Here is a 21,495-nt window from a genome sequence, read left to right as displayed (position 1 = left end):
GCTTACCCGTCAAATTGGGTTTTGTTGGCGTGACCAATGCAACGTCGGCGCCGCCCCTCATCTGCCTGCCGGCATCTTCTCCCCGTATAGTGACGGGGAGAAGGGGCTGGCCGCAACCTCGGCACACTTTTTGCAACGCTGGAGATTGGCGAAATCGTTTGCGAAGGCGTCTTTCTCCCCGTCACTATACGGGGAGAAATGCCCGGCAGGGCAATGAGGGGCAGCGCAGACCTGAAGCGATTGCCTTATCCCAGAGTTACGACCGCCTGCGCCTTGTGGGCCGCTTCGACCACCGCGAGCGCCGTCATGTTGACGACGCCGCGTGACGTCACCGACGGCGTCAATATATGCGCCGGCCTGTCGGTGCCGAGCAGGATCGGGCCGACATGCAGCGCGTCCATCATCGCGCGCAGCGCAGTGAGCGTGATGTTGGCCGAATCGAGATTGGGGAAGACCAGCAGATTGGCTTCGCCCTTCAGCCGCGAATGCGGATAGACCCGCTGGCGCAGCGGCTCCGACAGAGCCGAGTCGGCATGCATCTCGCCGTCGCATTGCAGGTCCGGCGCGATGCGCGCCAGGATCGCCGCTGCCTGCCGCATCTTGAGCGCGCTTGGCGAATCGCGCGAGCCGAAATCCGAATGCGACAGCAGGGCGGCCTTGGGCTCGATGCCGAAGCGCTGGATTTCCTCGGCCGCCAGCACCGTCATCTCGGCGATCTCCTCGGCGGTCGGATCGACGGTGACATGGGTGTCGGTGAGGAAAATGATGCCGCGCTGCGAGATCAGCATCGAAAGCGTCGACAGGTCGTGATCCTTGATGCCGGCGCGCGGGCCGATGATCAGGGTGACATTGCGCAAATGCCGCTCGAACCGTCCTTCCAGGCCGCAGACCATGGCGTCGGCGTCGCCACGCTTGAGGGCAAGTGCGGCGATCACCGTGTTGTCGGTGCGCACCATCGTGCGCGCGGCCTCCGTCGTGACGCCACGCCGGCCGGCGAGCTCGATCAAAAGGTCGACATAGTGGCGATAACGCGGATCGTCCTCGGGATTGATCAGGCCGAAATCGACGCCCGGCTTGATGCGCAGCCCGTAGCGTTTCAGCCTGACTTCGATGACATGCGGGCGGCCGATCAGGATCGGCTCGGCGATGCCTTCCTCCAGTACCACCTGGGCGGCGCGCAGCACGCGCTCGTCCTCGCCGTCGGCATAGATGACGCGCTTGGCGCTCGACGTCTTGGCCATCGTGAACACCGGCTTCATGACCAGGCCGGAGCGGAAGACGAAGCGGTTGAGCGTGTCGATATAAGCGGCAAAGTCGGTGATCGGCCGTGTCGCGACGCCGGTGTCGCAGGCGGCCTTGGCCACCGCCGGCGCGATGCGCAGGATCAGCCTGGGATCGAACGGCGAGGGGATCAGGAAATCGGGCCCGAAGATCGGCGTTTCGCCGGAATAGGCGCGGGCAGCGACATCCGACGGTTCCTCGCGGGCAAGGGCTGCGATCGCCCGCACCGCAGCCATCTTCATCTCTTCGTTGATGGCGCTGGCGCCGCAGTCCAGGGCGCCACGGAAAATGTAAGGAAAACAGAGTACGTTGTTGACCTGGTTGGGAAAATCGGACCGGCCGGTGCAGATCATCGCGTCGGGTCGCGCCGCCCGCGCCGCTTCCGGCATGATCTCGGGGTTGGGGTTGGCCAAGGCCAGGATCAGTGGTTTTGGCGCCATGTGCTGGAGCAATTCCGGTTTCAGCACGCCGGCGGCCGAAAGGCCCAGGAACACGTCGGCGCCCGGCAGCACATCGGCCAGCGTGCGCGCCTCGGTGTCCTTCACATAGGGGTCCTTCCAGCGGTCCATTTCGTCGACGCGGCCCTTGTAGGCGACGCCGAAACGGTCGGTGACCCAGATGTTTTCGATGCGCGCGCCGAGCAAAACCAGCAAGTTGAGGCAGGCGAGGGCCGCTGCCCCGGCGCCGGAGGTGACGATCTTGATGTCGGAGATCGTCTTGCCGGCAAATTCCAGCCCGTTGAGCACGGCGGCGGCGACGATGATCGCGGTGCCGTGCTGGTCGTCGTGGAAGACCGGTATGGCCATGCGCGCCTTCAGCCGTTCCTCGACCTCAAAGCATTCGGGCGCCTTGATGTCCTCGAGGTTGATGCCGCCGAAGGTCGGCTCCAGCGCCGAGATCGTCTCGACCATCCGCTCGATGTCAGGCGCGTCGATCTCGATGTCGAAGACGTCGATGCCGGCGAATTTCTTGAACAGCACCGCCTTGCCTTCCATCACCGGCTTGGAGGCCAGCGGGCCGATATTGCCCAAGCCGAGCACTGCCGTACCGTTGGAGACGACACCAACCAGATTGGCGCGCGCCGTGTAGTCGGCGGCGGCTGCCGGATTGTCGCGAATTTCGAGACAGGGCGCCGCGACGCCCGGCGAATAGGCAAGCGCCAGATCGCGCTGGTTGCCGAGCGGCTTTGTCGCCTGGATTTCAAGCTTTCCAGGGCGTGGGTGCTTGTGGAAATAGAGGGCGGCTTCGTCGAGGTCCGACCGGGCTGCTTTTTTGTTTTCGCCTTGCATGCCGGCCGCTCCTCAGTTCAGTCCGTTTGCTGTTTTGAGTCTCTTAGCATGCAGCCGAGGCTTTTCGAGAGGTGATATGTCGCAAAGTGCGGCCTTTGGGTTCGCGTAGCGTCCCGCTGCGTGGTCCCATTGAAATTCTGGACGCGGGGCGGCGCGCTGCGGTGAGCTACGCCGACATCCCAGTTTGAATGTCTGCAATGGGTGGAAAACGACCTTCACGCGTGAGCCGCATCGAATACGAGCGCGCTTCTGTTCGCTTGGGCAAAGGAGGACCGACGTGGCGAGTTTTCACACGCCCTCGGTCGAGAGCTGCCGGAGCCGACATCACCCCGCAGTCCAACAATGTCAGCGCTAGATCATTTCGATGAGGGTGACGACTGGCAGGCTCTCGAAATGCTTGTCGCAAGTCAGGAGCGTCGCGTCATGCGCCCGAGCGGTCGCGAAAATGATCGCATCTGCGGTCGCCAATTTGTGCTTCCGGCAGGCTTCGGCGGCCGCTAGGGCGATTTCCGTGTCAAGCGGGACCACCGTACAGACCTGGGTAAAGGCGATGGTCTGATCGGCTTTGTCTTCGCCTACTTCGCGAGTGAGCCATTTTGCGAGTTCCAACTGCACAATGGTCGGAACGAGCCAGTCGGCTCGCTCGGGCAGATGCTCTGCCACCTGCTCTCCAGTCGGAGAGCCTATCAGCCATTCGATCCAAGCCGAGGTATCGACGAGCACCATCAGAAACGGTCCGACCGGTCGCGATATTCCGTCGCCGAAGCGCCCTTCGCCAGCCCCTTCAGCGCTTCCCGCTTCGGCACAGGGACGAGTAGCACGCCCGTTCCCTTCGGGATGAAGGCCAAGGTCAAACCCGCTTCCCAATGCTGGGCGGTCCGGATCGCCTTGGGGATCGATATCTGGAACTTCGAGGATAGGGTTGCAGTCTCCGGCATTATCATACCCTCACTTGATCGATGCGCCAAACGTAAGACGCAATGAGGGCCAATGCAAGGAGCTTACGGCCGCCGCCTAGTCTCGGATTTCGAGACAGGGCACCGCCACGCCGGGCGAATAGGCGAGCGCCAGGTCGCGCTGGTTGCCGAGCGGCTTTGTCGCCTGGATTTCAAGCTTTCCAGGGCGTGGATGCTTGTGGAAATAAAGTGCGGCTGCGTCGAGGTTTAGCATGCAGCGCAGGTTTTTCACGATGCCAAATGACGCAGCCGCCATTAGGGGGAAGGATCGTGGAAAACCATACCATGTCAGATTGTTGCGCTGAAATCCTCACCTGCCTTGTCGCGGCCGGCGCGGATGTCATCGAGCGCGTCGCGCCGCCGGGCGTGTCCAGTCGCGGGCGGTCAACTCACGTCTGAGCGAGCCTCAAGCAGTTTCCAGACGCTATCGACAATCGCCGGCCGTGGCCGCCGTTTCGCGATCACGGCAAGTGGCCAGGCGGGCAGCGATACGTCTGCGATCGCTGCATAGCGGACGCCCTGAAACACAAGGCGCTGGGTCGATCGTGGCAGCAGCGCCGCTCCAAAGCCGGCGGCTACGAGCGAGAGCATGGTCAGTGCCCGCGTTGCCTCCTGGACGATCCGCACCTCGAGACCAGCCCTGGTGAACGTGTCCATGATGCGGGCGTGGAGTGCCGGGCCTTGTACAGCCGGAAACATGATGAGCCCGTGGCGGGCGATGTCCGTCAGCGTCACCCCGTGCGTGTGCCGGTCATCAGGCAGAACCGCGATAAGATCTTCAGCAGGATAGCCATGGATGTCGAGACGTTCGTCAGTACCGAGCGGTGGATGCACGAAACCGAAGTCGATCTCATTCCGCGACAGCGCCGCAATCTGCTCATTGGTGGACACCTCGATGAGCTTTGGATGGATGTCCGGATATGTCTCGCGAAGCCGGGATAGGAGATGCGGCAGATGTTCGTACAGAGCCGCCGACACGAAGCCGATCCTGATCTCGCCAGCTTCGCCGTCATGCGCTGCGCGGGCGACGTGAAGCGCCGCATCGGCGTGCAGTACCGCTGCCCGCGCCTCCTCCACGAAGGCCGCGCCGGCGCGCGTCAAGGTCAGGCGGCGGTTGGCCCGCTCGAACAGCTTGACGCCGAGTTCTTTCTCCAGGCGACCGATCGATTGACTAAGCGGAGGCTGCGCCATGGCCAGCCGCAGTGCGGCACGCCCCATATGCAATTCCTCCGCAACGGCGAGGAAATGTCGCAAGTGCCGAAGTTCCATATCTTGACGATATCAAACGCGCTCAAATACGTCATCGATAAGATATCGAATAGCTGGCAGTCTTTGCGAAACGCGATTGCGATCGGAGATATCATCATGTCCCATTTCACCGCCTTTCCCCTTGTGCTCGCCGCAGCCATGATGGCTGCGGCCCCAGTCCCGGCAGGCGAGCCGGATCTCGTCAGGGCCGACAGGTTCGTCGAACTGCCGACGGGCGAGCGCCTCTTCGTTCGGGAGGTGCGCCGTCCTGGCGCAGCGTCCGAACCCAAGTCTGCCGTCCTCCTCATCCATGGCGCACGCGTGCCCGGCGTCGCGTCCTTCGATCTGCCTGTTGCGGGCGGATCGCTTGCCGCCGACCTCGCGGCGGACGGGCACCTTGTCTATGTCCTGGATCTTCGCGGCTACGGCGCATCGAGCCGTCCTGCGGCCATGGACAGGCCGCCGGACAAGTCCGCTCCCCTGATGCGCACCGAAGACGTCGTGGCGGATATTTCCGCAGCGGTCGACGGCATCGCGAGATGGAGCGACGTTTCGAGGATCAGCCTCGTCGGCTGGGCCACCGGCGGGCATAGGGCCGGCGCCTATGCCAGCCGCTTTCCGCAGACGGTTGATCGGCTCATCCTCTACAACACCCTGTATGGAGGCTCAGACCAGCATCCCACTCTTGGCACCGGCTCGCCGCTCGAAAATCCGGATCGGCCCGGGACGTTCAATGTCCATGCGTTCGGCGGTTATCGGCTGAATACACGTCCGAGCCTGTTCACCGCCTGGGACGACAGCATCCCGGTCGCGGACAAGGCTCAGTGGCGCGATCCCGCGGTGGCCGCGGCCTATGGTGATGCGGCACTCGCCTCCGACGAGACGGCGTCGACGCGCCAGCCGCCGAGTTTCCGGTCACCGAGCGGTGCCATGGCCGACAGCTTCGAACTCGCGTTCGATCGCAGGCAATGGTCGGCGGCGGCGCTCACCATACCGGTGCTCGTCATCCGTTCCGGACGGGATTTCTGGAGCCGACCGGAGGATGCGAAGGCAATTGTGGACGAAGCACCAAAAGCGGAACGCCTGAACATCCCGGACGCTACCCACTTCGTGCATCTCGACCGCGACGCCGCAGGGCGCGGTGTGTTCCTCGGCGCCGTGAAGCGGTTTCTCGATCGGCAGGAGGAATGACCATGAAGGGCAGTTCATGTGTCCTGCGGGAGCAGCAGCGGCAACGGTGTCAGGTCGACCGCCACCAGGCTTTGCGGCTACCGTCCACCCGACAGCTACTCACTGCGCGGTTGCGGGGCTACGCCTATCTCCGCCGCGCCACATCTCGACTCCCCCATCTCCGCCATTTCCCTGCGCGTACAAACGTCAGACTTCACTGGGCCGGCGCCGTTTCCTTGGATGTGCATGCTTTTTTGTCATCGATGAACGCACCCATCGCGGCGAGGTGGTCGGCGAAGCCGGCAACGAACCGCCTAACCTTCAACGGAATGAAGCGATTCGATGGATAGACCGCATGCACATGGTGCGGCGCATAGTGCCAGTCCGGCAGCACATGTTCGAGCAAGCCTTCGGCGATGAGCGGATCGAGTGTCATCCTGTGCCCGAGGCCGATGCCGACGCCGGACAGCAACGCTTGATGATTGAGCAGCGAATTGTCGGAGCGCATGGCCGGCCGAATTCGCACCTCGGCCTTTTCGCCGCCCGGGCCGGTGAGCGGCACGACATCGCGCTTCCTGATGTGGGCGTAAAGCAGATAATCATGGTCGGCGAGATCTTCCGGGCGTCGCGGCCGGCCCCTGCGGTCGAGATACTCTGGCGTTGCCGCAAGGCAGCGCCCGATCACCCCGAGCTTGCGCACGATCAGCCGGTCGTCATCGATGGTCCCCATACGGATCGCCACGTCGAGCCCCTCTGCGATCACATCGACGAAACTGTCGGTCAGCGCCACGTCGAGCAACAGTTCCGGATAGGCGCGCTTGAACTCGATCAGATAGCTGCCAAGCACGCCGGCGCCGAAGCTGGCCGGCGCGCCGACGGCAAGACGTCCGCACATCTTCGATTCGAGGCAGCCGACGCTGCGGTCCGCCTCCTCGATGCGCTCAATGATGTCGCGGGCGCGCTCCAGATAACGCCGGCCGGCTTCCGTCGGCGAAACATGGCGGGTCGTACGGTCAAAGAGCCGGACGCCTAGACGCGTTTCCAGCGCACGGATCTTCTGGCTGACGGCCGGCTGGCTCAAGCCCAACTCGCGCGCTGCCGCCGAGAAGCTGGCGGTATCGCAGGCGCGTACGAAACTGGTCAGCTCGGTCAAGCGGTCCATGATGGCAACTCTCCGTCGTGATTAATAAACAAGAGTAATAAGACATATAAAGAATTGGCAAGTTCAAAAAGCTGAGCCTATGGCATAGACCCGCCTTGCTCCGCCTGGAGCTCTAGATCCCCAAACTGGAGACGATGCAATGCCGCTTTCCCGCCGTCATTTTCTCGCCGGTGCCGGCCTAACCGGCGGCACTCTCCTAGCCAATGTCTCCGTTCCGGCGGTGGCCCGCGCGCCGCTGGTCGACGCCGCAACGCTTGGCGCGCTGCGCCGCAACGTGGGATCGGTCCAGGTTACGGCGCTACTAGATGGCTATATCGACCTTGGTTCCGAGCTGGTCATCGGGCTCGCTGAGGCCGATGCGGAGCGGCTGGCTGAGGCCAGCTTCCAGAAGCCCGGACCGCGCCGCGCACCGGTCAATGCCTATCTTATCAATCTGGGCGACCGTCTGGTGCTCATCGACGCCGGTACGTCGGACAGCATGGGCCCGTCACTCGGCCGACTTCCGGCCGCTATCGAGGCGGCCGGCGTCTCTCCGGACCAGATCGATACATTGCTGATTACCCACATGCATCCCGACCATATCAACGGCGTTCTGACTCCCGCCGGCCAGGCGCTGTTTCCCAATGCCGAGCTCGTCGTCACCGCCGCCGATTACGCCTTCTGGCATGACGACGCGAACATGAACCAGGCGCCGGATGGGGCAAGGCCGTTCTTCATCGGCGCCCGCCAGGCCGCCGCCGCCTATGCGAACCGCGTGCGGCAGGTGGGTGGCGAGGGCGAGGCGGTCGGCGCGATCCGCACCGTGCCGCTGCCCGGCCACACTCCGGGCCATGCCGGCTTCATCGTGGAATCGGACGGCGAGGCGCTGTTCATCTGGGGCGATGTCGTGCACATGGCGACCTACCAGTTCGCGCGCCCGGACTGGAGCATCGCCTTCGATGTCGATGCCAAGCTGGCTGCCGAAACGCGCAAGCGGACGCTCGACCGGGTCGCTGCTGACCGGATGCTGATCGCCGGCATGCATTTGCCGTTCCCCGGCATCGGCCATGTGGCGCGCGATGGCGACGCCTATCGCTTCGTGCCGGACGAATGGCCCTATGCACTGTAGCGGCGGCCAGCGCGGGAAGGGGCCATCATAGCCCCGCTGCTCAACACCACACTCGCCCCTCGCCAGCGCAGCCGATGTCTTTGAGACTTCGGACGAAAAATCGGCTCCTTTTGGTCTGGCACGGCACCTGCAACGCCTGCGTTCAGAGCCGTCACTTCCTGACAAGAACGGCCGAGATGGATCGCCTCCCGGCGTTCCCAGCGGGTACCAACCGTTAGGTACTAAAACGCGCTGACGTAGAGGCCGCCACCGCCCAGTGTGATGTCTACAAAGTTGTGTGCGTCAAGTTCTGCAAAAATGGCGTGGCATTCAGCGGTGACGTTGGCGTGTCCGCCGCGCAGCGCGCGCGTCCAGAATGAGGTACGGGTAAGGTTCGGCAAGCCGCTGCTCAAAGAACGCCTTCAGGGCCTCATCCAGCCGCGCCGCAGTGCGAGCAAATCCGGATGCCTGGAACAGGTCGACAACAGCGCCTTTGTTACCGTAACACGGTCAGGATCACACCCATTGCCACCATGCTGACCAAGCGATAGCCGGCATTGATCGCATAATAGCGCAGAGGCCGGTGCTCATAGGTCACCGAATGCAGCAGCGTGACAGCGACGAAGCCGAGCCAGAGCAGGAAAGTGCAGAGGACGGTCGAGACGATCGTCAGCGCGCCCCAGGCGTGAAGTACCTGATCGAGGATAAACGCCATGACCGCAAACGAGGCAAGGTCGACCGCAATCGCCCGCCGCAGGCCGGCGGCGAATTTCGCGCCGTCGACGCCCGACATCTCGGCCCACGGTCGGATAAAGAGCAGCGGCGAATACCAAAGCCCAGCGACGACCCAGGCTGCGAGGACCGCAGTTCCGATCCCCCAGAGGTTTATCGGCACAAACTCGATCATGCTGCTCCTCCTTCCAGCCTACTGATTCAATGATCTGGCGATTATATTGGGTATAGCTTACTATATCCAATATGAATGACAATTCAAAGACCCGCAGGCGCTACGACGCACGGTTGCGGTCGGAGCGCGCTTCCGGCACGCGCCAACGCATTCTCGATGTGGCGAAAGAGCTTTTTACTGCGCGCGGAGTGGAAAAGGTCACGATTAATGACATCTCATCAGCCGCCGGTGTTTCGGCACCGACCGTCTATGCCCTGTTCCAGTCGAAGACCGGCATTCTAAGAGCCGTGGTCGAGCGTTCCTTCTTCGGCCCGCGCTATGCGGAGATAGCTAAGCAGGCCGAGAACGCGAGAGACCCCGAGGAGATTCTGCGTATTACTGCCTCGATCTCTCGGGTCATCCTTGATGCGGAACGCGAGGAGATCGGCCTTATGCGAGGCGTCTCGGCGCTGTCTCCCGAGCTGAAGGCGATCGAGACGGAGTTGGAGACCGTCCGCTTCAAGCTCCAGGAAGCGCGTGCAAACCTTCTCGTCGCATCCGTCACTGTCGCGCGCCAACTCGGCTTAGCCCGCGTGCGCGACATCCTATGGATGTATACCGGCCGCGATGTATATCGCATGCTCGTGTTGGAGCGGGGTTGGTCTTCGGACGAATATGAAAGCTGGCTCGCCGAGACGCTGATCAAAACGCTGATGGGGCGAGACTAGTTGCACTCTCATAAGTGCGTTGAGGCGGTCAGGGGCGGCCGCAGCAAGCCTCGGGATCCGCCGTGAAAGACGGTCAGAAAAACATCCTTTCTCTCGCCGTTCCCAGCCGGTGCCAAGCCCGGATTCTGCCACTAAAACGCGCTGACGTAGAGGCCACCGTCGACCGGTATGTTCTGCCCGGTCAGGTAGCCGGCATGAACCGAGCACAGGAAGGCGCAGATCTGGCCGAATTCCTCCGGCGTGCCGAGCCGCTTGGCCGGAACGTTGACTGCTGCCTGGGCCTTGCGTGCGGCGGCGGCAGCCGGATCTTCCGGGGTGCCGGCTTCATGCGGGGGACGCAGCCGGTCGGTGTCGAGCTTGCCCGGCAGCATGTTGTTGATGGTCACATTGCGGTCGATCACCGTCCGCGCGACGCCGGCAAGGAACGAAGTCAGGCCGGCGCGCGCGCCGGACGACAGATCGAGGCCGGGAATGGGAACATAGACCGACAGCGAGGTGATGTTGACGATGCGGCCGAAGCCGCGCTCGGCCATGCCGTCGATGACAGCCTGAACCAGTTCGACCGGGGTCACCATGTTCTGGGTGACGCCTTCGAGGATTTTTTCGCGGTCGAGCTCGCGGAAATCGCGAAGCGGCGGTCCGCCATTGTTGTTGACGAGGATATCGGGATCGGGACAGGCGGCAAGCAGCGCCTTCTGCACCTCGGGCTTCGACACGTCGCCGACGATCTCGGTCACCTCAATGCCAAATCTTTCGCGCAGTTCGGCGGCGGTCTTGGCCAGTTGGTCGGCGTTGCGCCCGTTGACGACGAGGTCGCAGCCGGCTTCGGCCAGCGCTATGGCGCAACCGCGCCCAAGACCCTTGCTCGAAGCGCAGACGATGGCCTTTTTTCCGCGAATACCGAGATCCATGGCGATTTCTCCTCTGATTTGGGTCGCAACTTACTCTTGGGGCTGGACCAATCGCAACCGTCATACGGTTGTTGCATGAATCGAGGCATAGCCTGTTCGGAAGCAACGGTGAGAATCCAATGCCTGGCGCAGAGCCCCGCACATTCCGCAGCATGTTCATCTCCGACGTCCATCTCGGATCGAAGGCGGCGAAGGCCGAGTTCCTGATCGATTTCCTGCGCCATCACGACGCCGATATCATCTATCTCGTCGGCGACATCGTCGACGGCTGGCGGCTCAGACGGAACTGGCACTGGCCGCAAAGCCACAATGACGTCGTCCAGAAATTGCTGCGCAAGGCGCGCAAGGGCGCCAGCATCACCTACATCGCCGGCAATCACGACGAATTCGCGCGCCAGTTCCAGGGCGTGCATTTCGGCGGCATCGTCGTCGCCGACCGCGTCATCCACGAGACCGCCAACGGCAAACGCTTTCTTGTCATCCATGGCGACCAGTTCGACACCGTCGTCCACAATGCGCGCTGGCTGGCCTATCTCGGCGACTACGCCTATGACGCGGCAATGCTGGTCAACCGCGTGGTGACGCGGCTTCGCCAACTGCTTGGCCTGCCATACTGGTCGTTTTCGTCCTGGGCCAAGGTCAACGTCAAGAAGGCGGTGAATTTCATCGGCTCGTTCCAGACCATGCTGACCGAGGAAGCGCGCCGCTCGCATGTCGACGGCGTGATCTGCGGCCACATCCACCATGCCGCGATCGAAAATTATGAGGACGTGCAGTACATCAACACCGGCGACTGGGTGGAGAGCTGCACCGCGGTGGTCGAGCATTTCGACGGCCAGATGGAGATCCTGCACTGGGCGCATGTCCTGCCGGAGGTTCCGGTCGGCGGCGAAGTGCTGGTGCCGATCGACATCGTCGCCATCAAGGGCAGGGCAGTCCAGGCTGCCTGACGCGATGATGCGTTCATGCATGTCGCGCAAAGCTGTGCAGCGGTTTTGCGATAACGACATGCATAAAACAAGAAACCTAAAGCGCGTCGCATGAGGCCGGTCAAACGCGACGCGCTTTAGCCCACGGTTTCATCGCTTTTTTCGCCATGTTATGGGATCGGCGTGCGTTGGCTGGCCGGCCGGTCGAATGCTGCGCCGACGGATTGCCTGCTGATGTCCTCCCTGCCGCCGCTTTCACCCGAACAACTCGTCAAGCCGCGTCATTTCGAGCTGCGCATGGGCCTGATTTTCTTTACGCTTTTCGTGCCGCTCGGGATACACTTGCCGTACTTTCCATTGTGGCTGCAGGCAAACGGTTTTGATGCCGAGCAGATAGCGATCATTCTCGCGGCACCGATGTTCCTGCGCGTGGTGACGACGCCATTGCTTACGGCACTGGCCGACAGGGCGAGCGACCGCGCCCATGTCTATGTCGCGCTGACGGCCGCATCGTTGGCGCTATCCGCCGGTTATTTCCTGACGCCGAGCTATGCCATGGTGCTGGCCGTTTCGCTGGCGCTCACTGTCGCTTGGACGCCGCATTCGCCGATCGCCGATTCGCTGGCGCTGTCGGGGGTGCGCCGCTTCGGCTCGAATTATGCCAATATGCGCAAATGGGGATCGATCTCCTATCTGTGCGCAAATCTTGCCGGCGGTTTCATCCTGTCGGCGACCGGCGCCCAGGCTGTTCCGGTGATCATCTTCGTGGCGTTTGGCGCCGCACTTGTCGTCGCACTGATCGCGCCGCGGCTCGGCCGTCCCCGCCGCGCCTCGCCGCTTTCGGCTGCCGACATCCAGCAATCGGCGCCAAAACTCCTCAACAGCTATTTCCTGTATTTCTCCGTCGGCGTCGGCGTCATCACCGCCAGCCACGCGTTTTTCTACGGCTTCGTCTCGATCTACTGGAAATCGATCGGCATCGGCGACTCTGTGGTCGGGCTGCTTTGGGGTTGGGGTGTCCTGGCCGAGATCGGCATGTTCATGATCTTTACTCGGGTTTTCGGTTCCTTCTCGGTCGTATCGATCATGGTGATGGCGGGAATAGGCGCGATCGTGCGCTGGATTGCCTTTCCCTTGATCTGGCCGCTTGGCCTTGGCGTAGGTGGGTTTTTCGCAGTCCAGACGCTGCACGCGGTCTCGGTGGCGCTGGTGCTGATCGGCCTGCAGAAAATGATCGGTGAGACGGTCGCGGAGGAACGCACCGGGGCCGCGCAAGGCATCGCCTATTTCTCCAACGGCTTTTTCACCGCCGTGGTGACGCTCCTGTGCGGCCCGCTTTACGACCGCTTCGGCGTCGACGGCTTTTTTGCCATGATCCCGATCGCCCTGGTCGGCCTTGTGCTGATCGGGCTTGCGGCGCGGTCAGCCCCACAGCGCCGGATCGGGCGGTGACAGCAGCGAACCTTGGTAGACAAGGCCAGGCGCACGGTCGCGGGCCAGCAGCAGCGGACCGTCGAGATCGACGAAATCGGCATCCTGGGCCAACAGCACGGCCGGCGCCATGGCCAGTGACGTGCCGACCATGCAGCCGACCATGACGCCAAAACCCAGTTCGCGGGCGCGATCGCGAAGGACGAGAGCAGCGGTCAAGCCGCCCGACTTGTCGAGCTTGATGTTGACCGTATCGTAAAGGCCGACCAGCGAGGCAAGGTTTTTGGCCTCATGCAGGCTTTCATCGGCGCAGATCGGCACCGGATGGGCGATGTTGCGAAGGATGCTATCACGGCCCGCCGGTAGCGGCTGTTCGATCAGCGCGATGCCGTGCTCGGCGGCAAAGGCCAGGTTTGCAACGATGTTGTCGTCGCTCCAGCCCTCATTGGCGTCCAGGATGATGCGGCTCGCCGGTGCCGCCTCCCTGACCGCGCGGATGCGGGCCATGTCGTTGTCGCCGCCGATCTTGACCTTGAGAAGCGGGCGCAGGGCATTGGCGCGGGCCTGGGCTGCCATGGCTTCGGGCTCGCCGAGCGACAGCGTGTAAGCCGTTTCGAGCGCCCTCGGCGGCGCCGTGCAGATGCTGGAAGCCACCGGCTTGCCTGCGATCTTCGCCTCCAGGTCCCATAGCGCGCAGTCGACGGCGTTGCGCGCCGCGCCGGCCGGCATGGCGTCGAGCAGCGCGGCTCGGCTGATGCCGTCTTGAACCTGCTCCCGCATCGCCTCGATCGCATCGCGCACACCCTCGATGGTTTCGCCATAGCGTTTGTAGGGGACGCATTCGCCGCGCCCGCTCTGGCCGTCCTCGCGGATCGTCACTGTGACGACCTCGGCTTCGGTTTTCGAACCGCGCGAGATGGTGAAGGTCCCGGCGATAGGAAAGCACTCGGACTCGACCGAAATGACACGCGCCATATTTTTCTGCTCCGGCTGTGCGACAACAAGCTTGTCGGCAAATCGACAGGTGGGTTCTGTCAGGTTAAACAGATCGGCCCGTCAGGCTAAACAGGACGCCATGTTGACGATCCGCAAACGCGACGCAAGCGGCACGACCGCCAAGGAGGCCGACCACCAGCCGCGCGTTGTGGTCGGCGAGGACGGCGGCGTCCTCGGCTGCGCTTTCTCCGGGACCTGGACGACACGCACCGTGGCGCTCGTCGATGCCGAGATGCGCAAGATCGAGCAACGCAGCGGCTTTCAGACATTGGCGCTCGACCTCTCGCATATCGAGAAGATGGACACCGCCGGGGCCTGGGTGATCGACCGTCTGGTCAGCGCCTTCGAAAAGCAGGGTGTGAAAATCACGATGCAGGGGCAAAGCGAGGTTGCCTCGATCCTGCTCGGCGCCGTCGGCGACGCCGTTCGACGCGAACCTGATTCCGGCATCGTTGGGCCGCCGAACATCGTCATTCGCACGCTCGAGGCGGTTGGCCGGCGCGTCTATGAGATGCGTGACGATTTCCTGGCCGCGATGAACATACTGGGCGCCACGATACGCGGCGCGCAGATGAAGCTCGGCCGCGGCCATGCGGTCAATCCGGCGGCGATCTTCAACCAGATGGACCGCATGGGCGTCGGCGCCATCCCGGTGGTTGTGCTGATGTCGGCCATCGTCGGGGCGATCGTCGCCCAGCAAGGCGCCTATCAGCTCAGCTATTTCGGCGCCGATATCTTCGTCGTCGACCTTGTCGGCGTGCTGATCCTGCGCGAGCTCGGCGTGCTGATGACTGCGATCATGATCGCCGGCCGTTCGGGCAGCGCCATCACGGCTGAAATCGGCTCGATGAAAATGCGCGAGGAGGTCGACGCGCTGAAGGTCATCGGGCTCAATCCGATCGGCGTTCTGGTGTTTCCGCGGCTGGTCGCGCTGGTGATCGCACTGCCTTGCCTGACGATCATTGCCAATTTCGCCGCACTCGGCGGCGGCATACTGGCGGCATGGCTCTACTCCGACATCGCACCGGCCGCCTTCATCGACCGGCTGCGCGTTGCCATCGATCTCAGCACCATCTTTGCCGGGCTGATCAAGGCGCCGTTCATGGCCATGATCATCGGCACGATCGCCTCGGTCGAAGGCATGAAGGTCGGCGGCAGCGCCGAATCGCTCGGGCAGCACGTGACTGCTTCGGTGGTGAAGTCGATCTTCGTGGTGATCATCCTCGACGGGCTTTTCGCCATGTTCTACGCAGCGATCGAGTTCTGACATGGCGCTGCTTGGCACAAAGCCGACCACGACTACGCAAAGGGCCGACGAGGACGAGATCGTGCTTTCTGCGCACGACGTCACCGTCTCCTTCGGCGACAAGGTCATTCTCCAAAAATTGTCGCTCCATATCCGGCGTGGCTAAATTCTCGGCTTCGGCGGCGCCTCCGGCGCCGGCAAGTCGGTTCTGCTGCGCACCATTCTCGGCCTGGTGCACAAGCAGTCGGGAACGATCAAGCTGTTCGGCGTCGATGTCGAAAAGGCGAGCGAGAGGGAGCGCCTTCGCATCGACATGCGCCTTGGCGTCCTCTTTCAGCACGGCGCGCTGTTTTCGGCGCTCACGGTGCTCGAAAACGTGCAGGTGCCGATGCGCGAATATCTCGATCTGCCGAAAAAGCTGATGGACGAGTTGGCGATGCTCAAGGTCGAACTGGTCGGGTTGCCGCCGGATGCGGCGCAGAAATTCCCGTCCGAGCTTTCCGGCGGCATGATCAAGCGTGCGGCGCTGGCGCGCGCGCTGGCGCTCGACCCCGACATCGTGTTCCTGGACGAGCCGACATCCGGCCTCGATCCGATCAGCGCAGCTGAGTTCGACGAACTGGTCGTCAAGCTGCGCGATACCATGGATCTGACCGTATACATGGTCACGCACGATCTCGACACGCTGTTCACCGCTTGTGATCGGGTGGCCGTGCTCGGCAACAAGAAAGTGCTGGTCGAAGGCACGATCGACGACATGCTCAAGAGCGAGGAACCCTGGGTGAAATCCTATTTTCGCGGAAAACGTGCGCGGCAACTTGATCTTGCGGCCCGCGCGTAGCCATAAGTGGATAAATGGAAACCAGAGCCAACTACGTCATTGTCGGCATTTTCACGCTAGCCGCGATCCTGGCGGCATTCGCGTTCGTCTATTGGACGGCCGCGATCGGCGACAGGGGTGAGACGGCGATGCTGCGGGTGCGCATTCCGGGATCGGCTTCCGGCCTCGGCCGCGGCAGTTTCGTGCTGTTCAACGGCGTCAGGGTCGGGGATGTCAGGCGCGTCTATATCGACCCCGCCAATCCGAACGACGCCATAGCCGAAGCCGAAGTAGGCCGCACGACGCCGATCACCAAATCGACGCAGGCCGATATCGGGATCGTCAGCCTCGCCGGCCAAGCGAGTATCGAGCTCAGGGGCGCTGACCCCAAGGAGGTCAACCTTCTCGACCAGGCGGAGCAGGAGGGCCGCGTCGCCGAGATCGTCGCCAACCCGTCGGCGGTCACCAACCTGTTGCAGACGGCGCAGAACATCTTCACCCGCGCCGATACGGTTCTCTCCCAGCTCGAAGGCTTCACCAGCGACGTTCGCGGGCCGCTGACGCAGACCGTCAAAAATGTGCAGACCTTCTCCGATGCGCTGGCCAAGAACTCTGACGGCATCGACAAATTCCTCGCCAGCGTCAGTTCGCTGTCGGAGGAACTGAGGGGCGTCTCGGGCAAGCTTGACGGCACGCTGAAGGCGGCGGAAGGGCTGCTCAACGCCGTCGACAAGGATCAGATCAAGAGTATTGTCGCCAACGTCGATACGGTGACCGAGAACCTGAAGGAAACCAGCAAGCAGTTCGACACGGTCGTCAGGAATGTCGACACCGCGGTGGGGTCGATCAACGATTTCGCCCAAAGGACGCAAGGCACGCTGGCCAAGGTCGACGGCGTTCTGGACGGCATCGATCCGGCACAGGTCCGCACCGCGCTGGCCAACATCCAGAAGGCCAGCGAAAACGCCAACGAGGCTGCCGCCGACATCGCCAAGGTGACCAACAAATTCGCCAACCGGGCCGACGATATCGACCAGACGATCAAGGACGCGCAGCAGCTCGCGGAGCGCCTCAACGACGCTTCGGTGCGTGTCGACGGCATCCTCGTCAAGGTCGATACATTGCTCGGCTCAGGCCAAGCCGACGGCATGATAGCCGATGCCAGGAATACCCTGAAATCGTTCAAGCAGGTCGCCGACACGCTGAACGCCCGCCTCGGCACCATCACCGACAATCTGGCGCGATTCTCCGGCCAGGGCCTGCAGGACGTCGAAGCGCTGGTCCAAGACAGCCGTCGCTCGATCAACCGCATCGAAGAGGCGGTAACGGATCTCAGCCGCAATCCGCAGCGAATCCTGTCAGGCGGCGAAGGTGAGGTTCGGCAATTCGATGGCAGGGTGCGGCGTTGACTTCGGCTTTCGCCGGCCCCAAGAACGGCAGGCAAGTACGCTGCGGGTGCGATTTGCTCATTCGATTCGGGGACAACGGGGATCGCGTGTGAAGTCGGTCGTGCTTAAATTGGGCGTGCTTAGATTGGGCGGGGTCAAAGCGGGCGGGCCCACTGCGGGTGTGGCATTGCTTGCGCTTTCGCTGGCCGGCTGCGCGTTTTTGCCGGGCGGCGGGCCGGCGCCCCTGGACACATTCGAACTGTCGGCGCCGTCGCTCGATGCGCGCGGCCGCGGCCGCCAACAAATCCTCATCGCCCAGCCTTCCGCGCTCAAGGCGCTGGACAGCCAGAACATCGTCATCAAGCCGTCGGTGCGCTCGATCCAGTACCTCAAGGGAGCGCAATGGGCCGACCGGCTGCCGCTGATCGTGCAGGCGCGGCTGGCCGAGACATTCCAGCGCTCGGGCAGTTTCGCCGGCGTCGGCAAGCCGGGCGAGGGCCTGGCGATCGACTATCAGGTGATCGTCGAGGTCCGTTCCTTCGAAGTCCGCGTCGACGGCGGCCAACATGCCGAGGTCGAGCTGTTCGTGCGGATATTGAACGACCGCAATGGCGAGGTGCGCGCCTCCAAGAGCTTCAACGCGACCGCGCCCGTCTCCGGCAGCGGCAACCAGGCCTATGTCGACGCGCTCGACAGGGCGTTCGGCGATGCCGCCAAGGACATCGTCCGCTGGACCGATTCGGTGATCTGACCACAGCCGTGCACTCAATTGTCGCAGCCGGAGCCGCCTGAGGGGCGGCGCCAACGCCGGTGACGATGTGAATTCAAACCCGAAGCGATTGCCCCAAATAGGCGGGAATTTCCCGCCTATTTCCGTTCGCCCATCGTCTGATCAATGCAGGCGGCCACTGGCGTGGGCTAGCATCGTATAGACCTTGCCGGTGTCCGACGTCAGGTAGGTCTGCGCCATCATGTTGTCGCGGTCGTTGCGCGAGACGTCCTTGAGCAGCTTTTCGAAGTCGTCGCAGTAACGGTCGACGGCGGCGCGGAATTCCGCCTCCATCTGATATTTGCGGCGGATCTCGTCGAACGTCTGCTGGCCCTTCAGCGTGTAGAGACGCCGGGTGAACACGTCACGCTCGCCGCTCCGGTAGCGGTTCCACAGTTCGATCGAGGCGTCGTGATCGATAGCGCGGGCGATGTCGACGGAAAGCGAGTTGAGCGACTCCACGACATGAAGCGGCGAGCGCTGGGCAGGGGCTGCCGAGCGTGGCGCTTCCGAAGGTGCTGCTGGCTTGGCGGCCTCTTCGCGCGATGCCCCGGTCAAGAGATCGCGCACCCAGCCGCCCTGCGGCGCGCGGCCATTAGGGTCGCGCTGGCGCGGCGCCGTCTCCGGCGGGCGTTCCAGGTCGCCGCGCAGTGCGGTGTCATCCGACGGCGCCTGCGGGGCAAGGGGTTCCGGGGCCGGAGGACGGCGCAGCGGCTCGGTGGCGCGCGGGGCAGGCGCCTGTTGTGCCGGGCGCAGGTTGCGCGGCTCCGAGGAGTCGGTGCTGCGGCCAGATTTCGCAACGATATCAGAGAGTTCCTTCAGGGCGTTGATCTGCTCGGAAACGGCACGACGGATGGCCGTGGTCGATTCCTTTGCCTCTTCAGGCATCTCGATGACACCCTTCTTGAGCTCGGCGCGGGTAAGGTCGAGCTCGCTCTTGATCGAGCTGGCGGTGCGTCGCATCTCCTCGGTCGCGTCGGCAAAGCGCTTGGTTGCCGAATCGACGACGTCGGCAATGGAGGTACGGATCTTGTCCGCCGACTCCAGCGTCTTGCCTTCGGCGTTCTGCAACGTCTGGCCGACCAGATCCTCGAACGAGCGCATGACTTTTTCGAGATCCTCCGACTTCTTGACCAGGCCGACGGCGAGGTCCTCCAGCGACGACTGCCTTTCCAGCGTGTGTTCGAGGTTGCTCTGGGCCGAGCTCAACAGGTCCGAAGCACTCGACAGCAATCGGCTGTGCTCGTCGAACTTGGTGGCGATCGAGGCAACCTCGCGCAAGGTCGAGGACGACAGCTCGGTAAGCCGTGTCGTGTTCGAATCGACCAGACGCGCCGAGCTGGCGAAGGTCTGCGCGGCTTTTTCCGTGGTCGCCGCAAAGCTTTGCGTGCTGCCGGTCAGGCGTTCGTCGACCTGGCCGAGATTGGCCGCCGCCTGTTCGATCAGCTGGCCGAGCTGTGCGCTCGAGGTGCTCATGCGGCCGATGAGGTCGGCGACGCTGTCGGCGAGCGTCGAGCGCGCCCCTTCGACGGCCGACAATGTTTCGGCCGTGCGGCTGGCGAGCGCGTCGACCAAGGCGGCGTTTTCGCTGCGCAGCTTCTCGGTGGCACGTTCGGTCACCTCTTCCATGCTCTTTTGCAATTCCGAGCCGCCGTGGGCGAAGCGCTCGACCAGAGGCCGTGCCGTTTCGTCAAGGATTTTCGAGATCTCGGCCGAACGTGCCGCAAGCATGGTGTTGAGCTCGCGGGTGTTGGTGCCGATGGTCTTGGCGGCGTCGTTGGTGCTCTGGCCGATATGCTGGCCGACCGCCGTGAAGGTTTCGGCGATCGAGTTGGCGCGCGAAATGAGCTGCGCCTCGGCGGTCGAAACCTGCTCGTTGAGCTTCTGGCCTATCGTTTCGGTGGTGTTGACCAGACGGTTTTCGACGCCGGCAACCTGTTCCTCGACGCGAGCCGCCGCGGCCGCCGCGCTGGAGGCCAGGCGCTCGTCGGCGCCGGCGAGCGCCTGCTCGATCTCACGGGCGTGGACGGCCAGGTCCTGCCCGGTCTGCTTTGCACGTTCGGCAACCCGCTGCTCGGTGCTGGCGAAGGCCCCGACGATGTTGTCGGCATGTTCTCCGATCGTCGACGTGCTGTCAGCGATACGCGACACCAGGCGGTGATCCGCCTCATCGAAGATGCGGCCGATCTCGGACGCGCGGGCCGACAGCGCTTCCGAACCTTCGGCGATGCGCGAGATCAGCTGTTGGTCGGCAGCATCGAAAATGCGGCCAAGGTCCGATGCACGCGCTGCGAGCGCTTCGGCCGATTCGCCGATGCGCACGCTGAGCCGTTCGTCGGCGCCTTCGAAATTGCGCAGGATGTCGCCGGCGCGTTCCGCCAGCGACTGCGCCGTTTCGACCGCGCGGGCAACCAGCTTCTGGTCCGCCGCATCGAATGTACCGGCGATCTCGCTGGCACGGGCAGCCAGCTGGTCGGCCGTCTCCTGGGCGCGCGCCAGCAACGAGTTCGAGGTGTCGTCGACGCGGGCCATGATTGCGCTCGATGCACCCTCCGCCCGGGCAACGAGCGCGCTCGACGTGTCTTCGGCACGTGCGGCGAGGCGGCGATCCGCTTCCTCGAAGGTGCGTGCGATATCCTCCGCCCTGGCGAGCAGGGCAGCGGAGGTCTGCTCCGCCCGTTCGGCGATCTTGCGATCGGCGTCACTGAAAGCCGCGCCTGCCTGCTCATGCAGTGCGCTGGTGACTTCCATGACCTTTTCGCGCAGCGCTCCGGCAACGAAGACCGCGCTCTTTTCGAGCACGTTGCGGACGTTGTCGACGCCGGTCGACAGCGCGCGCTCCATGGTCCCGGCACGCTCCTCGATGATGCCGGTCTGGCGGCTGAACGCCTGCTCGATCTTTTCGACGTCGGCGGCAATGGCGTCCGAGATGTCGGTGCTCCTGGCGGCGATCTGGTCGATATGGCCGGACAGGGAACGGTCGACTTCCTTGCGCGTGTCGGCGAGCCTGGAGAGGTCGTCCTCCAGCGCACGGGTCAGCGCGTCGCGGCCTTCGGTCAGCTTGCCGACGTGCCCGGCGATGATGTCGTCTATGTCGCTGCGGCTCGCTGCAATTTTCTGCAGGTCTGCTTCCAGCGCACGTCTGAGGATGTCGCGGCCTTCGGCCAGCTTCTCGACCTGGCCGGAAACCAGCCCGTC

At 63.4% G+C, this 21,495-nt stretch carries 19 protein-coding genes and 1 pseudogene; 9 read left to right on the top strand and 11 right to left on the bottom strand.

Annotated features, from left to right (window positions below):
* Positions 1–245: 245 nt before the first annotated feature.
* From AC0L17_RS19915 to AC0L17_RS19895, 5 genes are all read right to left on the bottom strand, one after another.
* A complete protein-coding gene (locus AC0L17_RS19915) occupies positions 246–2,570 on the bottom strand; it encodes an NADP-dependent malic enzyme (RefSeq protein WP_027155125.1) in 2,325 nt (774 codons plus the stop codon).
* Positions 2,571–2,921: 351 nt separating this feature from the next.
* Positions 2,922–3,296 carry a type II toxin-antitoxin system VapC family toxin gene (locus tag AC0L17_RS19910; protein WP_128172347.1) on the bottom strand — a complete coding sequence of 125 codons (375 nt, stop codon included), beginning with the start codon at positions 3,294–3,296 and terminating at the stop codon, positions 2,922–2,924.
* On the bottom strand, positions 3,296–3,514 hold the full coding sequence (locus AC0L17_RS19905) for an AbrB/MazE/SpoVT family DNA-binding domain-containing protein (RefSeq protein ID WP_268929459.1): 219 nt from the start codon (positions 3,512–3,514) through the stop codon (positions 3,296–3,298). The genes AC0L17_RS19910 and AC0L17_RS19905 overlap by 1 nt, the downstream gene beginning before the upstream one ends.
* A 70-nt stretch (positions 3,515–3,584) precedes the next feature.
* Positions 3,585–3,782 (bottom strand): hypothetical protein, encoded by a 198-nt coding sequence (locus AC0L17_RS19900; RefSeq protein WP_473508635.1) that lies wholly within the window; start codon positions 3,780–3,782, stop codon positions 3,585–3,587.
* 128 nt (positions 3,783–3,910) lie between these two features.
* A complete protein-coding gene (locus AC0L17_RS19895; RefSeq protein WP_473517089.1) occupies positions 3,911–4,744 on the bottom strand; it encodes a LysR family transcriptional regulator in 834 nt (277 codons plus the stop codon).
* Positions 4,745–4,891: 147 nt separating this feature from the next.
* On the opposite strand from AC0L17_RS19895, the gene AC0L17_RS19890 reads away from it, so the two are divergent.
* On the top strand, positions 4,892–5,965 hold the full coding sequence (locus AC0L17_RS19890; RefSeq protein WP_473517088.1) for an alpha/beta hydrolase: 1,074 nt from the start codon (positions 4,892–4,894) through the stop codon (positions 5,963–5,965).
* 193 nt (positions 5,966–6,158) lie between these two features.
* Here AC0L17_RS19890 and AC0L17_RS19885 read toward each other — a convergent pair whose 3' ends face one another.
* Positions 6,159–7,106 (bottom strand): LysR family transcriptional regulator, encoded by a 948-nt coding sequence (locus tag AC0L17_RS19885; protein ID WP_473517087.1) that lies wholly within the window; start codon positions 7,104–7,106, stop codon positions 6,159–6,161.
* A 139-nt stretch (positions 7,107–7,245) separates the two neighbouring features.
* Here AC0L17_RS19885 and AC0L17_RS19880 point away from each other — a divergent pair, with 139 nt between their 5' ends.
* Complete coding sequence (locus AC0L17_RS19880; protein ID WP_473517086.1) at positions 7,246–8,214, top strand: MBL fold metallo-hydrolase; 969 nt, start codon at positions 7,246–7,248, stop codon at positions 8,212–8,214.
* Positions 8,215–8,435: 221 nt separating this feature from the next.
* Here AC0L17_RS19880 and AC0L17_RS19875 read toward each other — a convergent pair whose 3' ends face one another.
* Both AC0L17_RS19875 and AC0L17_RS19870 read right to left on the bottom strand, forming a co-directional pair.
* A complete protein-coding gene (locus tag AC0L17_RS19875; protein WP_473517085.1) occupies positions 8,436–8,594 on the bottom strand; it encodes a hypothetical protein in 159 nt (52 codons plus the stop codon).
* Between the two features lie 95 nt (positions 8,595–8,689).
* Positions 8,690–9,100 carry a DUF1761 domain-containing protein gene (locus AC0L17_RS19870; RefSeq protein ID WP_287069675.1) on the bottom strand — a complete coding sequence of 137 codons (411 nt, stop codon included), beginning with the start codon at positions 9,098–9,100 and terminating at the stop codon, positions 8,690–8,692.
* A 113-nt stretch (positions 9,101–9,213) separates the two neighbouring features.
* On the opposite strand from AC0L17_RS19870, the gene AC0L17_RS19865 reads away from it, so the two are divergent.
* Positions 9,214–9,807 carry a TetR/AcrR family transcriptional regulator gene (locus AC0L17_RS19865; RefSeq protein ID WP_473517084.1) on the top strand — a complete coding sequence of 198 codons (594 nt, stop codon included), beginning with the start codon at positions 9,214–9,216 and terminating at the stop codon, positions 9,805–9,807.
* Positions 9,808–9,938: 131 nt separating this feature from the next.
* Here AC0L17_RS19865 and AC0L17_RS19860 read toward each other — a convergent pair whose 3' ends face one another.
* Positions 9,939–10,718, bottom strand: a complete 780-nt coding sequence (locus tag AC0L17_RS19860) for an SDR family oxidoreductase (RefSeq protein ID WP_473517083.1) — start codon at positions 10,716–10,718, stop codon at positions 9,939–9,941.
* 119 nt (positions 10,719–10,837) lie between these two features.
* On the opposite strand from AC0L17_RS19860, the gene AC0L17_RS19855 reads away from it, so the two are divergent.
* Together AC0L17_RS19855 and AC0L17_RS19850 are read left to right on the top strand one after the other, a co-directional pair.
* Positions 10,838–11,668, top strand: a complete 831-nt coding sequence (locus AC0L17_RS19855; RefSeq protein ID WP_473517082.1) for a UDP-2,3-diacylglucosamine diphosphatase — start codon at positions 10,838–10,840, stop codon at positions 11,666–11,668.
* A gap of 213 nt (positions 11,669–11,881) precedes the next feature.
* Positions 11,882–13,099, top strand: coding sequence for an MFS transporter (locus AC0L17_RS19850; RefSeq protein WP_473517081.1), 1,218 nt, complete (start codon positions 11,882–11,884; stop codon positions 13,097–13,099).
* Here AC0L17_RS19850 and dgcA read toward each other — a convergent pair.
* Positions 13,070–14,053 (bottom strand): N-acetyl-D-Glu racemase DgcA, encoded by a 984-nt coding sequence (gene dgcA, locus AC0L17_RS19845; RefSeq protein ID WP_473517080.1) that lies wholly within the window; start codon positions 14,051–14,053, stop codon positions 13,070–13,072. The two genes, AC0L17_RS19850 and dgcA, sit on opposite strands and share 30 nt — an antisense overlap.
* A gap of 100 nt (positions 14,054–14,153) precedes the next feature.
* Here dgcA and AC0L17_RS19840 point away from each other — a divergent pair, with 100 nt between their 5' ends.
* The 4 genes and pseudogenes from AC0L17_RS19840 to AC0L17_RS19825 all read left to right on the top strand — a co-directional run bounded on the left by AC0L17_RS19840 (position 14,154) and on the right by AC0L17_RS19825 (position 18,279).
* Complete coding sequence (locus AC0L17_RS19840) at positions 14,154–15,341, top strand: ABC transporter permease (protein WP_473517079.1); 1,188 nt, start codon at positions 14,154–14,156, stop codon at positions 15,339–15,341.
* Between the two features lies 1 nt (position 15,342).
* Positions 15,343–16,161: pseudogene (locus tag AC0L17_RS19835) on the top strand (ABC transporter ATP-binding protein).
* A gap of 14 nt (positions 16,162–16,175) precedes the next feature.
* A complete protein-coding gene (locus AC0L17_RS19830; protein WP_023801129.1) occupies positions 16,176–17,549 on the top strand; it encodes an MlaD family protein in 1,374 nt (457 codons plus the stop codon).
* 109 nt (positions 17,550–17,658) lie between these two features.
* A complete protein-coding gene (locus AC0L17_RS19825; RefSeq protein ID WP_473490435.1) occupies positions 17,659–18,279 on the top strand; it encodes an ABC-type transport auxiliary lipoprotein family protein in 621 nt (206 codons plus the stop codon).
* Between the two features lie 141 nt (positions 18,280–18,420).
* On the opposite strand, the gene AC0L17_RS19820 is transcribed toward AC0L17_RS19825, so the two are convergent.
* Positions 18,421–21,495, bottom strand: a 3,075-nt coding sequence (locus tag AC0L17_RS19820) for a coiled-coil domain-containing protein (RefSeq protein ID WP_473517078.1), incomplete at its 5' end; no start/stop codon positions are given.

It is taken from the genome of Mesorhizobium sp. WSM4829, from assembly GCF_055811475.1.
This window is presented reverse-complemented; position numbering and strand designations above follow the sequence as displayed.

Excerpts from the sequence above, each read along its gene's own strand:
- AC0L17_RS19880 (WP_473517086.1), top strand. The coding sequence starts at position 7,246 with ATGCCGCTTTCCCGCCGTCATTTTCTCGCCGGTGCCGGCCTAACCGGC.
- AC0L17_RS19830 (WP_023801129.1), top strand. The coding sequence starts at position 16,176 with ATGGAAACCAGAGCCAACTACGTCATTGTCGGCATTTTCACGCTAGCC.
- AC0L17_RS19905 (WP_268929459.1), bottom strand. The coding sequence starts at position 3,514 with ATGATAATGCCGGAGACTGCAACCCTATCCTCGAAGTTCCAGATATCG.
- AC0L17_RS19885 (WP_473517087.1), bottom strand. The coding sequence starts at position 7,106 with ATGGACCGCTTGACCGAGCTGACCAGTTTCGTACGCGCCTGCGATACC.
- AC0L17_RS19890 (WP_473517088.1), top strand. The coding sequence starts at position 4,892 with ATGTCCCATTTCACCGCCTTTCCCCTTGTGCTCGCCGCAGCCATGATG.
- dgcA (WP_473517080.1), bottom strand. The coding sequence starts at position 14,053 with ATGGCGCGTGTCATTTCGGTCGAGTCCGAGTGCTTTCCTATCGCCGGG.
- AC0L17_RS19900 (WP_473508635.1), bottom strand. The coding sequence starts at position 3,782 with ATGGCGGCTGCGTCATTTGGCATCGTGAAAAACCTGCGCTGCATGCTA.
- AC0L17_RS19910 (WP_128172347.1), bottom strand. The coding sequence starts at position 3,296 with ATGGTGCTCGTCGATACCTCGGCTTGGATCGAATGGCTGATAGGCTCT.
- AC0L17_RS19840 (WP_473517079.1), top strand. The coding sequence starts at position 14,154 with ATGTTGACGATCCGCAAACGCGACGCAAGCGGCACGACCGCCAAGGAG.
- AC0L17_RS19850 (WP_473517081.1), top strand. The coding sequence starts at position 11,882 with ATGTCCTCCCTGCCGCCGCTTTCACCCGAACAACTCGTCAAGCCGCGT.
- AC0L17_RS19860 (WP_473517083.1), bottom strand. The coding sequence starts at position 10,718 with ATGGATCTCGGTATTCGCGGAAAAAAGGCCATCGTCTGCGCTTCGAGC.
- AC0L17_RS19895 (WP_473517089.1), bottom strand. The coding sequence starts at position 4,744 with ATGGGGCGTGCCGCACTGCGGCTGGCCATGGCGCAGCCTCCGCTTAGT.
- AC0L17_RS19855 (WP_473517082.1), top strand. The coding sequence starts at position 10,838 with ATGCCTGGCGCAGAGCCCCGCACATTCCGCAGCATGTTCATCTCCGAC.
- AC0L17_RS19870 (WP_287069675.1), bottom strand. The coding sequence starts at position 9,100 with ATGATCGAGTTTGTGCCGATAAACCTCTGGGGGATCGGAACTGCGGTC.
- AC0L17_RS19915 (WP_027155125.1), bottom strand. The coding sequence starts at position 2,570 with ATGCAAGGCGAAAACAAAAAAGCAGCCCGGTCGGACCTCGACGAAGCC.